The following is a 12,819-nucleotide window of genomic DNA, read 5'->3' as shown; positions in this document are numbered from 1 at the left end:
CTTTGACGGCTTTGTAAAAGCCCGCATCCTAGGCAGAGGAAAATATTCTGTGAATTGCAATTTATAAAGAGACTATTGCATGCAACGCATCAAATTCGACATGGGCGAGCTGATTGCCTTTGTGGTGACCGCTGAGAAAGCCAGCTTCCGCCACGCTGCCGATGCCCTGTTCCTGTCGCCGCCGGCATTGAGCCGTCGCGTCGAACGCCTGGAGGCCGCCGTGGGAGCACGCTTGCTGGAACGCACCACCCGGCACGTGGAATTGACGGCGATTGGCCAGGAGTTCCTGCAAGAGGCGCGGGCCGCCCTGGCGGGCCTGGAAGAGGCCATCCAGCGCGTGAACGACCAGCAAAAACTGCGCCGCGGGCGCGTGTCCATCGCCTGCATTCCGTCCGTGGCCATCAATTTGCTCCCCAACCTGCTGGCAAAGTTTGCCGTACAGCAGCCCGACGTCCAGGTACATGTCATCGATGAAAGTGCCCCCCAGGTGCTGGACGCCGTACTCAAAGGGGATGCCGACTTCGGCATCAGCTTCACCGGCAGCCAGGAATCGTCGCTGCGGTTTGAAGCCCTGACACGGGAACGCTACATGCTGGCCATGCCGCGCAGCCACCCCTGGGCCGCCCGCCCCCATATCCACTGGGCCGAACTGTCAGGCCAGCGCCTGGTGTCGGTGTCGCACAAAAGCGGGAACCGGTTGCTGCTGGACCAGGTCATGGCCGAACTACCGCACCAACCCGTGGCCTGGTACGAGTGCAACCACGTGGCCGGCGCCCTGGCCTTGGTGGAGGCCGGTTTGGGGCTGAGTGCCATTCCCTATTTGGCCTTGCGGCCAGACCACCCGAATTTGTGCGCCATTCCGCTGACAGAACCCGATCTGTGGCGCACGCTGGGTTTCCTGCTGCGCCGCGACAGGGTGCTGGGCCCCTCGGCCCAGGCCTTTCGCACCCACCTGCAGCAAGAATTGCTGCCTACGCCCGAGGCAGTGAGCATGGCGCCTGAGCGCACAGCACCCGCAAAAGCGAGATGAATGCAGATCGTTCTGCACGCTCTGCCTCGCACCCCAGCCATTCGGGTGCAAGCGCGGTAGGTTCTTCGCGTGCAACAGCCCTGCGGCGCACGCCCGGGCTGGACCCTAGAACATGCGCCGCGGGCGCGGACGATCAGGACGCCTTCCAGAAAATATAGTCCGCCTGATACGGCATGACCTGCTTGCTGCCCACGCTACTTGCCCCGCAAGCCATGCTGGGCGCCACACCGCCCTTGGTCGCCACGCGCTGGATGTACGTCACCCCCTGCAAGGCGCCCATGCCACTGGCTGGATTGGCCTTGACCAGTTGCAGCGGAATGTTGCCCGCCCCGGCCGGCGAGACCGCGACCTGCGTGGCAGTGACTTTGGAGCCATCGTTGTTCTCCCACGTCGCAGGCGGCCCCCAGTATTTGCCGATCACCTCACCGCCGCGGGTTTGCAGCTTGGCATCGGGGCCCACAAAGACCCATTCGTGCTCGCTGGGCATGTCTTTCTTGGCGCGGCATTCATAAGTGATGTGGCCCACGCCCACGGTTTCCATGACCACTTGATGACCAGCCGGCACCTGCACAGGTGCTGGCAATTGCGCCTGCGAAAAAGTGGAATGCCGCTGCATGGGTGCACAGGCGCTGAGGATCAGGGCCGATACGCCCAGGGTGGCCAAAACGAGTACACGTTGCTTTTGCATGATGATTTCCTGGAACGATGAAGTGAATCAAGGCATCCGGCCGGTCGGCCGGGTGCAGGAAAGCAGCCTGTCAGCCGCCGAAGGACAAGGGATTGCTTGGCAAGGAACGGCCCAGCGCCGACACCAGCGCGGTGTAGTGCATGGTTTCATCGGCCGCCAGGCGGCCTGCGACCTTGGCCAGATCACGGTGCTCGAACGCGGGAATAACGCCCAGGTAGGCATTGGTGGCCCCCAGCTCCAGCCTGGCCGCCAGCGCCAGCACGTCGGCCTGGCTTTTCAGCGTGGCGGCCTTCAGCGATTCCGCGTAGGTCTGCAACGGCGCTTCGGCGACCGGGCTGCCCCCCAGCTTCTGGATGGTGGCGACGAGTGCGTCGCGGTGTCCCTTGTGGTGGCTCTGGAACAGCAGGGCCACATCCAGTGCAGGTTTTTGCAGCAGGCCACTGCCCGCGCCCAACTGGTAGGCATTGATGGCTTCATGCTCCAGCCCCAACGCCACGTTCAGGATGGCGACGTCCTTGGCGGGATCGTTGCCCATGCCCTGCGCCAGGGCTTCGTTGCCGGCCAGCATGGCAACCGCCACGGCAGACAAGCTGCCCGTAGCACCCAAAAATCCTCGCCGCGAGGCTGTCGGAGAGAGACTGTCTTCAAACAAATTTCGGCTCATGGTGGCTCCTTGTTGACGGTGGGACTGTGTCGACGAATTGCTGTGTTCGACGTTGGGAATACGCAGCCACGGCATCCTTGGATTCAAGTTTTTAAAAATTATTTAATTTCGGCTGAAATTGCATCCAGTCATCCGGATGCTGCGTATATGCCCAAAGACAAGGCCTGCAAGCTGCGTTGGCGGCAATGCAACAGCGCCCCAACAAGCAGGTGCTTCTCATCACAATGGCGGCATGAACGCCACCACACCGGACCAGCAACTGATGGAACTCCTTGACCGCATAGCCGCCCGGGACGAGGCGGCGCTCAAGCAGCTGTACGACCAGACCGCCTCGCGGCTGTATGGCCTGGCACTGCGCATCGTGGGCAACAAGGAGTGGGCCGAGGATGTGCTGCAAGACAGCTTTCTGGGCATCTGGCGCAATGCCGGGACCTACCGCGACTCACTGAGTCCGCCATTGGCGTGGATGGGCATGCTGGTGCGCAGCCGAGCCCTGGACTTTTTGCGCAGACGCCGTGCAGAGCGCTTGCACCTGAACGTTCCGATCGAAGACATAGAGGAGTTGCCGCAAGACCCGCAGGCGCAAGGGCCGCTGCAACTGGTCGAAGCCAGTGAGCAGGCTGCCGTGCTGCACCAGTGCATGCAGCGCCTGGAAGATGCCCAGCGCCAGGTGGTCAGCCTGGCATACCTGAAGGATCTCAGTCACAGCGAACTGGCCAGCTACCTGAAATTGCCTTTGGGCACGGTCAAGACATGGATGCGCCGCAGCCTGGAGCAGTTGCGCAAGTGCATGGCGCGCCATGTGTGAGCCCCAGGAGCCCCACCCATGAACCTGACACGCAATCCCCAACTGCTTGACCAACTGGCGGCCGCTTACGCGCTGGGCAGCCTGCGCGGGGGCGCACGCCGGCGTTTTGAGCAACTCGCCCGGGAGTATCCCCAAGTGCGCGCTTCGGCACTGCTGTGGCAGGGCCGCTGGTCGGCCTTCTCGGAAGTCCAAGCGCCTGTCATGCCCGATGCAGCGGTCTGGACCCGCATCCACAACCTGGTGCAAGCCGAGACGTCGAATGCCCAGTGGAGCACGCAGCGCCAGCCCACGACGTCCAGGCAGGCGGCGCGCGCATTGACATGGTGGCGAGGCTGGGCGCTGGCCGGCAGTTTTGCCACGGTGGCAGCGGTTGCGCTGGGACTGTGGTCGCACCAGGGCCTGCAGCACAGCACACGGCAGCAGCTGGCTTTGCTGCAAACGCAGCTCCAGAGCACACAGGCGGCCTTGCAGGCGACGCCACAGATCCGGTATGTGGCGGTGTTGGCCGATACCAAGGCGGATGCCTCGGTGCTGGTGACATTTGATGCCCGGCACGAGCAGCTCGTGCTGCAGCGCGTGGGGGGATTCCAGGAAGCCGACAACCAGTCCTTGCAACTGTGGGCTTTGCCACTGCAAGGCGCACCACGGTCCCTGGGCGTCCTGGGCCAGGGCAAGCTGGACGAGCTCAAAGCCCAAGAACAGGATGTGCACACGATCCCGGCGCTGGCCATCAGCCTGGAACCCAAGGGCGGCGTTCCCAGCAGCATGGGGCCGACAGGACCGGTGTTGTTCAAGGGGACGCTGATCCGCCGCGAGCTTTGATGACGCGGTGCCCGCACCGAAAGTTGCCCAGCACAGCACATTCCAGCTGGGCACGGGCAGATCCTGTTGACCAGCCACAAGCCACCGCCACCGACTGGCCGATGCCCTCACCGTACGCACACGGAGGCCTGATGGCGCTTGAAGCTGGCACCAACCAAAAAGCCTGGCCGCTTGGGATTGCACCAGGCTTGTGGGGATGCGCCACGTAGCGCATCCGTGTCTGATGTGCACTCAGAACTGGTAGTTCGCACTCAGCAGGAACGTGCGCGGCGCACCGGGCATGGCGTTGGAGCGCCAGTACTCCGTGTCCAGCAGGTTCGAGACCGCCATCGTCACCGTCCAGGGGGCTGCACGCCAGCCCACCAGGGCATCCCAGCGGGTATAGCCCGGCAGGCGCGCCGTGTTGGCCGCATTGCTCCAGCGGGCACTGGTGTAGGTCACCCCCAGCTCCCCGTACCAGGCGCCGGACGGTGCGTAGCGCACGAACAAATTGCCATTGCGCTTGGCGGTGTTCTGCAGATCCAGGCCAACATTCGCGGGGGCCTGCTGGTCTTCGACCACTTTGGCACTCATCAGGCCCACGCCACCGCGCACATACCAGCTGGGGGCCATGCGCCCCGAAGCGCTGAGTTCCACCCCCCGCGAGCGCTCCTTGCCACGAATCGCCCACACGGTGGGCTGGTTGGTGGCATCGGGGCGATAGCGGATGTTGTAGTGCTCGAGCTGGTAAACGGCCAGCTGCGTCGACAAGGCACCATCCAGCCAGTCACTCTTGAGGCCTGCCTCGACCTGGCGGGAATGCTGCGGCTGGTCGTCGTACACCGCCGTCGCAGCGGTGTCCACCGAAATGGTGCCGCGCCCACCATAGGGCGAATAGCTCTTGCTGTAGGACGTATACAGGCTCTGGCTGGGAACAGGTTGCCAAACCACCCCAACGCGGGGGCTGGTAGATGACCCCTCATAGCCGCGCTGGAACCCCGCGACGTAGTTGGTCGAGTGGAACTTGAAGCGATCGTGGCGCAAACCCGCCAACAGCTTCCACTGGGACGTCAGGCTGATCAGGTCCTGAAAATACACGGCCTGCGTCTCCCCCTCATGGCGGTTGTTCTGCGTCGGGGCGACGCGGACTGGCCTGGCCGGCCAAGCGCCGGTATTGGGGTTGAACGGATCGTAGGTGAACGATCCCGCCACCGTGCCATAGACCTTGGGCCGGCGCAGCTCCTCGCTGACCTCCACGCCCACCAGCAGCTCATGCCCGATGCTGCCGGTCTGGAATTTGCCGGACAGGTCCACCGTATTGGAGGTGGTGCGATTCTGGGTTTGCTGCCAGGCGTAATTCGGGCGGATCAGCCCGGTGACCGCGTTGTACGTACCGGCGAAGTAGTGGTCGAAGTCCTGATCGGCTTCCCGCTGGCTGGCCACCCAGCGCACACTCCAGTCGTCGTTGAAGTCATAGCTCAGGTCCGAGCGAGCCACACGCAGACGGTCCTCCACATAGTCGCCCGGATGCTGGAAACCGTTGCGGATGGACACCCCGGCCGGCAGCGTTTCGTACGACGGTCCACGGTCGGGCACCCGCCAGACGTTGTCGTAGGTGTACTGTGCCGTCCAGCGCAGCCCGGTGCGCGTGTCCACCAGGATGCTGGGTGAGATCATCTCGTTCTTGTTGCGAATGCCGCTGCGGAAGCTGTGCGCCTGCTCGCGATCGGCGGTGAGGCGCACCACCACATTCGGATTGACCACATGGTTGATGTCGATGGTTCCACCGAAGTTCTCCCAGGATCCGCCGCGCAAGGTCAGGCTGCTTTTGGCGTCAAAACGGGCCTGCTTGCTGACCAGGTTGATGATGCCCCCGCCCCCGCCCCGACCGTACAGCACTGAGCCCGGTCCCTTGAGGATTTCGATGCGCTCCACGTTGGCAGTGCTGCGGCGCACCTGGCCCGATTCACGGATGCCATCCCGGTAAATGTCCCCGGCGTCAGCGCTGAAGCCGCGGATCATCACACCCTCCCCACGCATGTCGTAGTTGGTGTTCACGCCGGGAACGCCGTCGAGCATCACAGCCAGGTCGTTGATCCCGTAGCTCTTGTACTTGTTGACTTCCAGCGTGTCGATGGTCTGCGGTATGTCTTTGGGCGCCAGGTAGGTCTTGGTCGCCGTGGTCACCCCTTCTGGGCGCACATCGTCGGCGTCGTACTGCGAGGCTTTCACCTGCACGGCCGGCAAGGCCGCCATGTCTTCGGCCGCGTCCTGCTGGGCCTGGGTCAGACTGGGCAATGCCAGCAGTACCAGTGCTGCCACAGGGTGCAGCCCGCCGCGTTGTCCCTTGCTTGCGCCCTGCTGCAGGCTTGGTTTGTTGTGCGTCATCACGCGCTTCCCTCTGGGCTGTATCAGCCCTTGAAAATGAAAGAGCGTTAATGTAAACAACAATCAATCTCAATAAGATTTAACTTAAATCAAAAGGCAAATTCGTCGCGTGCGCACCACAGTGATGTGCTTGTGTGCGCTGCAGATGGAAGTTCGGCGGCTGAACGCAGCAGGGCCACCTCTAAGGGGGAAAACATCACTATCAACGTGACTGACGCTGCAAAGATCATGTCCACAGCCGCCTAGTCCTGACTGTGCACAGCCATACATAGCCAACAGCGAAAGGCAGGTAATCGCGCCCGCAGGTTGCAGAGCTAATCCACACCACACGAGAACCTGACACCGAGGAATGGTTCAGGACATGTTTAGACAACCACTTGGGGGTCCTATCGAGGTCATCCGCTCCACGAATTACCCGATCTCTATCTGGCCGAGAAAGAAGTCACTGATAGGTGCAACATGGCAGACAGTGTTACTTTCGCAGCAGTGAACCTACTACGTCTGAACCTACACATGCCAATCAGCCATAGCGATGACCGGCGACAGGCTTTGACATCCGCTCTTCAAATTGGACTCTGCATCTGGGATGCTGCAATCGCAATGCTCGAGAACAGAGCTCGCTGTCTGTGTCTGGCCCCAAGCAGACGCCCAATCCTCGACATCTGGGACATACGCCATGCCTGCAGCGGGCAGGTCGGCACTGGCGGCTCACACCTCCATCACACCGCCGGCATCCAGGACGGGGACACGCAGCAGGTCCTCGTTCACGCCCATCACCTCGCTGGCACGCTCCACGGCCTGCCACAGGGGGGCCGGCATCTGCAGGATGTCATCCGGCGACGCAGAGCGTGCAATCCAGGCGCTGATGGCACCGTGCTGCTCTTGTGTCAGCAGATCCAGGTTCAGCATTTCATCGATGGTTTTCATAAGGGACTGGGTCAGTGGTAAGCGGGAGAGGCTGCAGGATGCGCACGCCTGCAGTGTGCCTTAGATGCTGCCGACCATCGCCAGATCAAGGGGCAACACTTACGCAGCAGGCGTGCATCCCCTCACCCGCCCAGCGGCAATTCGGTGCGCTTGAGCGTGCGCAGCACAAACATGGACTGGCTGTGCTGGATGCCCTTGATCTTGTAGAGCTTTTCACGCAGCAGGCGCTCGTAATCGCGCGTGTCCTTGACCACCACGCGCAGCAGGTAGTCGTAGGTGCCCGAGACCAGGTGCGCCTCCACCACCTCGGGGATGGTGGCCAACTGTTCACCAAACTTCTCCAGCGTGTTGTCGCTGTGGCTGTTGAGCGTGACCATCAACAACACCGTGTCGGCAAACCCCAGGGTCTGGGGGTTGATGCGCACGGTATAGCCCTCGATCACACCCTCGTCCTCCATGCGCTTGATGCGTGTCCAGCAGGGCGAGGCGCTGAGCCCCACCGCCTGGCCGATGTCCTGCAGGCTGGCGCGCGCATTGCCTTGCAATACAGCAAGGATTTTCCGATCAATTTTATCCATGCAGCAAATTTTGCTGCAACTTCATCAAATGCAGCTTTTTTTTCCGAAAACATTCGAATTTCATAGCAGGACAGCAGCATTTTTTGCGGAGCCACACGCACACTACAAGGCATGGAAGCAACGCCCACCGGCGATGTGGAACGCCATTTCATCGCCAAGGCAATTTACCGTTTGCCCGTGGCCATGTGACCCACGCTGAACGCACTGTGCAAAAAGGCCGATCTGCAATACCCCTCGCAGATCGGCCTTTTTGTTGGTGCCTGCCGCAGACCGCGCCAAGGCGTCCTGCGCACGCGTGTAATCGGCTAGCCTGCTGTGCCTGCAGGCACCTCCGGCATATTGACCGCCTCCTGCCCGCCCAGTGCCTTCCACAGCGTGACACGGTTGGTTTGCTCGCCCAGGCGCAAGGTGATCAAGGTCTGCTGGGCCGCATACAGGCTGCGTTGCGCGTCCAGCACCGTCAGGTAGTTGTCGACACCGCCCTGAAAGCGCGCGTCCGACAAATCGAATGCTTTCTGCGTGGCATACACCATGCCGGTTTGCGCGCCCAGGCGGTTGGCCCACTGTGCCCGGTCGGCCAGCGCATCGGCCGCCTCCTTGAAGGCCGTTTGCACGGTTTTTTCGTACTGCGAGGTGGCAATGCGCTGGTTGGCCTCGGCCACCTGCACGCCGGCACGCAAGCGCCCCCCGTCAAAAATGGGCAGCTTGATTTGCGGCATGAAGCTCCAGGTGCCATTGCCACCGCCAAACAAGCTGTCCAGCTCCCGGCTGCCCGAACCGATGCTGCCCGTGAGCGTGATGCTGGGGAACAGAGCCGCCCGCGCGGCACCGATGTTGGCGTTCATGGCGCGCAGGTTGTGCTCTGCCGCCTGCACATCCGGGCGCTGCAACAACACGCTGGAGTGCAGGTTCAGCGGCACCGGCACAAAAGCCATGTTGTTGGCATCGTTCGCGGCCATGGTCTGCGCCGTGGGCAGCAAGGCCTCGGGCACCGCGCCGCCGACCAGCAATTGCAGGGCATTGCGACTGCGTGCGGCTTGCGAGGTATAGGCGGCCACATCGCTGCGGGCCGATTCAACGGCCGAGAGGTTTTGCGCGATCACCAGCCCCGAGGTGGCCCCGATATCGAACATGCGCTTGGTCAGCGCGTAGGCCTTTTCACGGCTGTCCAAGGTGTTCTGCGCCAGTTCCAGGCGCGCCAGGTCGGCGGCCAAAGTCAGCCATGCATTGCTGACATCGGCCACCAGGCCGATCTGCACATTGCGCTGGTTCTGCTCCGACTGCAGGAACGCTTGCAAGCCCGCCTCGCTGAGGTTGCGCACCCGGCCCCAGAAGTCGATCTCATAGCTGGTAAAGCCCAGTTGCGCGGTGTATTGCTCAGTGACCGTGGACTGGCCGGAATTGCTCAGCTCCGCGCTGCTGCGGCTGCGCGTGCCCTGGCCTTGCGCGGTGATACCCGGCAGCAAATCGGCGCGCGTGATGCCGTATTGGGCCCGTGCTTTTTCGATGTTGTCCACGGCCACGCGCAAGTCGCGGTTGTGGCTCAGGGCCAGTGCCACCACTTCGCGCAGCTGCGGGCTGTGGATCCAGCTTTGCGCCTGTGCGAAATCCAGCGTGGCCGCGCTGGCCTGCACGGGCGTGCCCACCTGCCCGATCAGGGTACCCGGCACGCCGGGCACCGGCGGAACGTAACGAGGTGCCAGGTTGCAGGCCGACAGCAGCACGGCAGCCAGGGCAGCGGCGGCCGCAGGCCGCAAATTCAAAGAAGTCATCATGCAGCGCTTTCCTGGTGGTCGGGGGTGTCATCAAGGCGCGAGCGGCTCTTGAACCAGCTGCGCACCAGCAGCAAGAACACCGGCACCATGAACAGGCCCAGCACCGTGGAAGCCACCGTGCCCCCCAGCACCGCCGTGCCGATGGCATTGCGCCCACCGGCGCCCGCACCCGTGCCCAGCGCCAGCGGCACCACGCCAAAACCGAACGCCAGCGAGGTCATCAGGATGGGGCGCAACCGCATGCGCACGGCTTCCACCGTGGCATCGAACAGGTTCTTGCCCTGCTCCTGCAACTGCACCGCAAACTCCACGATCAGGATGGCGTTCTTGGAGGCCAGGCCCACCGTGGTCAGCAGGCCCACTTGGAAATACACGTCGTTCGACAGCCCGCGGGTATAGGTGGCCAGCAGCGCACCCACCACGCCCAGCGGCACGGCCAGCATCACCGACAGCGGCACGGTCCAGCTTTCGTACAGCGCGGCCAGGCACAGGAAGACGAACAGGATGGAGATGGCATACAGCAGCGGCGCCTGCGCGCCCGACTGGCGCTCCTGCAGGGAAGCCCCCGTCCATTCATAGCCAATGCCGTTGGGCATGTCGCGCAGGATGCTCTCCACGATCTGCATGGCCACGCCAGAGCTCACGCCCGGCGAGGCATTGCCCACGAGTTCATAGGCCGGCGCACCGTTGTAGCGCACCAGCTGGGGCGAACCGTAGGCCCAGTACGAGGTGGAGAAGGCGCTGAAAGGCACCATCTCGCCGTTCTTGTTGCGCACACTCCACTTGGCAATGTCCTGGGGCAGCATGCGGTGCGGCGCATCGCCCTGGATGTACACCCGCTTGACGCGGCCGTTGTTCAAGAAGTCGTTCACATAGGTGCCGCCCATGGCGCTGGACAGCACGCTGTTGATGTCGCTGTACGACAGGTTCAGCGCCGCAGCCTTGCGGTCGTCTATATCCAGGCGCAGTTCGGTGGCATCGTCCAGGTTGGTGGTGCGCACGCTGGACAGTTCGGGGTGCTTGCGCGCCTCAGCCAGGAACTTGTCCTTGGCCGCCAGCAAGGCATCGTGGCCCAGGCCATTCAAGTCCTTGAGCACAAAGTTGAAGCCGGCGTTCGAGCCCAGGCCGCGCACCGCAGGCGGCTGGGTCACGAAGATGCGCGCGTCGCGGATGGCCGCCAGCTCCTGGGTGGCCCGGTGGGCAATCGCTGCCGCCGACTGCGACGCCAGCGGGCGAGCCTCCCAGGGCTTGAGCCGCACGAAGCCGCGCGCCGAACTCTGATCCCCACTCAGGCCCGAGACCTGGTTGAAGCTGATCACCTCCGGCTGCTGGGCAAAGTAATCGCGCACCTGGTCCAGCACCTCCTGCAGGCGCGCATCGGCCGCACCGGCGGGCAGGTTCACGCTGACGCTGACAAAACCCTGGTCCTCATCGGGCAGAAAGGACGTGGGCAGGCGTGCCAGCAGCAGCCACACGGCCGCCAGGATCAACACAAAAACCAGGGCCATGCGCTTGGTCCGGCGCAGCGCCCACACCACCCCGCCCTGGTAGCGCAGGGCCGTGGCGTCAAAGTGGTGGTTGAACCAGCGGAAGAAGCGGTCGTTCAGCCCCAGGATGCCGCGGCGCAGCTGCCGTTCATGGCCGTGCTGCGAGGGCGGTTTGAGGATGGTGGCGCACAGGGCCGGGGTGAGGGTCAGCGCCACAAACACCGACAAGGCCATGGCCGCGACGATGGTGATGGAGAACTGGCGGTAGATGACCCCAGTGGAACCACCAAAAAAGGCCATGGGCACAAACACCGCCGACAGCGTCACGCCGATGCCGACCAGCGCCGAGGTGATCTCGCGCATCGAACGCCGCGTGGCCTCCTTGCCCGACAGCCCAGTCTCGTGCATCACGCGCTCGACGTTTTCCACCACAACGATGGCGTCGTCCACCAGCAGGCCAATCGCCAGCACCATGGCGAACATGGTCAGCGTGTTGATCGAGTAGCCCGCCGCGGACAGCACACCGAAGGTGCCCAGCAGCACCACGGGCACGGCAATCGCCGGAATCAGCGTGGCGCGGAAGTTCTGCAGGAAGATGAACATCACGATCACCACCAGCACCATGGCCTCGCCCAGGGCCTTGACCACCTCGTGGATCGAGGCGCGCACAAAGGGCGTCGAGTCGGAGCTGACGAAGTAATCGATATCGTTGGGGAAGAAGGCCTTCATCTCCGCCAGCTTGGCGGCGACCGCATCCGAGACCTGCATGGCATTCGCGCCATCGGCCAGCACGATGCCCAGGCCCGCGCCCACCATGCCGTTGAGCTTGGACTTCACGGTCAGGTTGTCCGGCCCCAGCTCGACCCGGGCCACATCCTTCATGGTCACGACCGAACCATCCGTGGCGGCCTTAAGCACGATGTTCTCGAACTGCTCCACCGTCTGCAGCTTGGTGCGCGCGGTGATGGTGGCGTTGAGCTGCTGGTTGGCCACGGCGGGCAGCGCCCCCAGCTGGCCGGCCGACACCTGGGCGTTCTGGGCATTCAGGGCATTGATCAGGTCCGACGGCATCAGCGCGTACTTCTGCATCAGCGCCGGATCCATCCAGATGCGCATGGCGTAGTTGGTGCCGAACACGCTGATGTCCCCGACCCCGTCCAGCCGGCCCAGCACATCGACCAGGTTGGAGTTCAGATAGTCGCCGATGTCCACCTGCGTCATGGACGGATCGGTGGAGTAGAAGCTGTAGGTGACCAAGTAGTCCTGCCCCCCCTTGTTCACGAACACGCCGCGGCTTTTCACCGCCTCGGGCAGGCGGTTCATGGCCGACTGCAGCTTGTTTTGCACCTGCACCTGGGCCACATCGATGTCGGTGCCCGGCGCGAAGGTCAAGGTGGTACGCGCGCGGCCCGAGGCATCCGAGGTCGAGCTCATGTAGAGCATGTTGTCGATGCCCTTGAGCTGCTGCTCGATGATCTGGGTGACCGAGTTTTCGACCGTCTCGGCCGAGGCGCCCGTGTACTGCGCACCGATCGTCACCCGCGGCGGGGCGATGTCGGGGTACTGCTCCAGCGGCAGGGTGTAGATCGACAGCCCCCCCGCCAGCATGATGACGATGGAGATGACCCACGCGAAGATGGGCCGGTTGATAAAGAACTGCGCCATGGTGCGAT

10 protein-coding genes are annotated in these 12,819 nt (G+C 63.2%); 3 read left to right on the top strand and 7 right to left on the bottom strand.

Features of this window, described 5'->3' with window-relative positions:
- The first annotated feature begins 79 nt into the window (after window positions 1-79).
- Window positions 80-1,030 carry a LysR family transcriptional regulator gene (locus tag KAQ61_RS05740; RefSeq protein WP_210930745.1) on the top strand — a complete coding sequence of 317 codons (951 nt, stop codon included), beginning with the start codon at window positions 80-82 and terminating at the stop codon, window positions 1,028-1,030.
- Window positions 1,031-1,163: 133 nt separating this feature from the next.
- Here the strand turns inward: KAQ61_RS05740 and KAQ61_RS05735 are convergent, their stop codons facing one another.
- Complete coding sequence (locus tag KAQ61_RS05735) at window positions 1,164-1,718, bottom strand: DUF3455 domain-containing protein (protein WP_210930744.1); 555 nt, start codon at window positions 1,716-1,718, stop codon at window positions 1,164-1,166.
- Window positions 1,719-1,788: 70 nt separating this feature from the next.
- Entirely contained in the window at window positions 1,789-2,382 is a 594-nt protein-coding gene (locus KAQ61_RS05730; protein WP_210930743.1) for a ferritin-like domain-containing protein, read from the bottom strand.
- A gap of 232 nt (window positions 2,383-2,614) precedes the next feature.
- Here KAQ61_RS05730 and KAQ61_RS05725 point away from each other — a divergent pair, with 232 nt between their 5' ends.
- Window positions 2,615-3,190, top strand: coding sequence for an RNA polymerase sigma factor (locus tag KAQ61_RS05725; protein ID WP_210930742.1), 576 nt, complete (start codon window positions 2,615-2,617; stop codon window positions 3,188-3,190).
- Between the two features lie 18 nt (window positions 3,191-3,208).
- Window positions 3,209-4,012 (top strand): anti-sigma factor, encoded by an 804-nt coding sequence (locus KAQ61_RS05720; RefSeq protein ID WP_210930741.1) that lies wholly within the window; start codon window positions 3,209-3,211, stop codon window positions 4,010-4,012.
- A gap of 231 nt (window positions 4,013-4,243) precedes the next feature.
- On the opposite strand, the gene KAQ61_RS05715 is transcribed toward KAQ61_RS05720, so the two are convergent.
- The 5 genes from KAQ61_RS05715 to KAQ61_RS05695 all read right to left on the bottom strand — a co-directional run bounded on the left by KAQ61_RS05715 (window position 4,244) and on the right by KAQ61_RS05695 (window position 12,811).
- Complete coding sequence (locus tag KAQ61_RS05715; protein WP_210930740.1) at window positions 4,244-6,379, bottom strand: TonB-dependent receptor; 2,136 nt, start codon at window positions 6,377-6,379, stop codon at window positions 4,244-4,246.
- A gap of 708 nt (window positions 6,380-7,087) precedes the next feature.
- The gene (locus tag KAQ61_RS05710; RefSeq protein ID WP_045266649.1) at window positions 7,088-7,306 is read right to left on the bottom strand and encodes a hypothetical protein; all 219 of its coding nucleotides are present in this window, start codon (window positions 7,304-7,306) and stop codon (window positions 7,088-7,090) included.
- Between the two features lie 122 nt (window positions 7,307-7,428).
- Window positions 7,429-7,884, bottom strand: a complete 456-nt coding sequence (locus KAQ61_RS05705) for an Lrp/AsnC family transcriptional regulator (RefSeq protein ID WP_042412621.1) — start codon at window positions 7,882-7,884, stop codon at window positions 7,429-7,431.
- A 305-nt stretch (window positions 7,885-8,189) separates the two neighbouring features.
- Window positions 8,190-9,659 (bottom strand): efflux transporter outer membrane subunit, encoded by a 1,470-nt coding sequence (locus KAQ61_RS05700; RefSeq protein WP_210930739.1) that lies wholly within the window; start codon window positions 9,657-9,659, stop codon window positions 8,190-8,192.
- Window positions 9,656-12,811, bottom strand: a complete 3,156-nt coding sequence (locus KAQ61_RS05695) for an efflux RND transporter permease subunit (protein WP_210930738.1) — start codon at window positions 12,809-12,811, stop codon at window positions 9,656-9,658. Before KAQ61_RS05695 ends, KAQ61_RS05700 begins: the two co-directional genes overlap by 4 nt.
- Between the last annotated feature and the right edge of the window lie 8 nt (window positions 12,812-12,819).

Origin of the sequence: Comamonas aquatica, from assembly GCF_018064205.1 — a bacterium.
Classification (GTDB): Bacteria; Pseudomonadota; Gammaproteobacteria; order Burkholderiales; family Burkholderiaceae_C; genus Comamonas; species Comamonas aquatica.
Note: the sequence above shows the minus strand (reverse complement) of the source record. Positions and strands in the feature narration are given on the sequence as shown.

Coding starts and splice junctions, on each gene's coding strand:
- KAQ61_RS05720 (WP_210930741.1), top strand. CDS start 3,209: ATGAACCTGACACGCAATCCCCAACTGCTTGACCAACTGGCGGCCGCT.
- KAQ61_RS05695 (WP_210930738.1), bottom strand. CDS start 12,811: ATGGCGCAGTTCTTTATCAACCGGCCCATCTTCGCGTGGGTCATCTCC.
- KAQ61_RS05735 (WP_210930744.1), bottom strand. CDS start 1,718: ATGCAAAAGCAACGTGTACTCGTTTTGGCCACCCTGGGCGTATCGGCC.
- KAQ61_RS05715 (WP_210930740.1), bottom strand. CDS start 6,379: ATGACGCACAACAAACCAAGCCTGCAGCAGGGCGCAAGCAAGGGACAA.
- KAQ61_RS05740 (WP_210930745.1), top strand. CDS start 80: ATGCAACGCATCAAATTCGACATGGGCGAGCTGATTGCCTTTGTGGTG.
- KAQ61_RS05725 (WP_210930742.1), top strand. CDS start 2,615: ATGAACGCCACCACACCGGACCAGCAACTGATGGAACTCCTTGACCGC.
- KAQ61_RS05705 (WP_042412621.1), bottom strand. CDS start 7,884: ATGGATAAAATTGATCGGAAAATCCTTGCTGTATTGCAAGGCAATGCG.
- KAQ61_RS05730 (WP_210930743.1), bottom strand. CDS start 2,382: ATGAGCCGAAATTTGTTTGAAGACAGTCTCTCTCCGACAGCCTCGCGG.
- KAQ61_RS05710 (WP_045266649.1), bottom strand. CDS start 7,306: ATGAAAACCATCGATGAAATGCTGAACCTGGATCTGCTGACACAAGAG.
- KAQ61_RS05700 (WP_210930739.1), bottom strand. CDS start 9,659: ATGATGACTTCTTTGAATTTGCGGCCTGCGGCCGCCGCTGCCCTGGCT.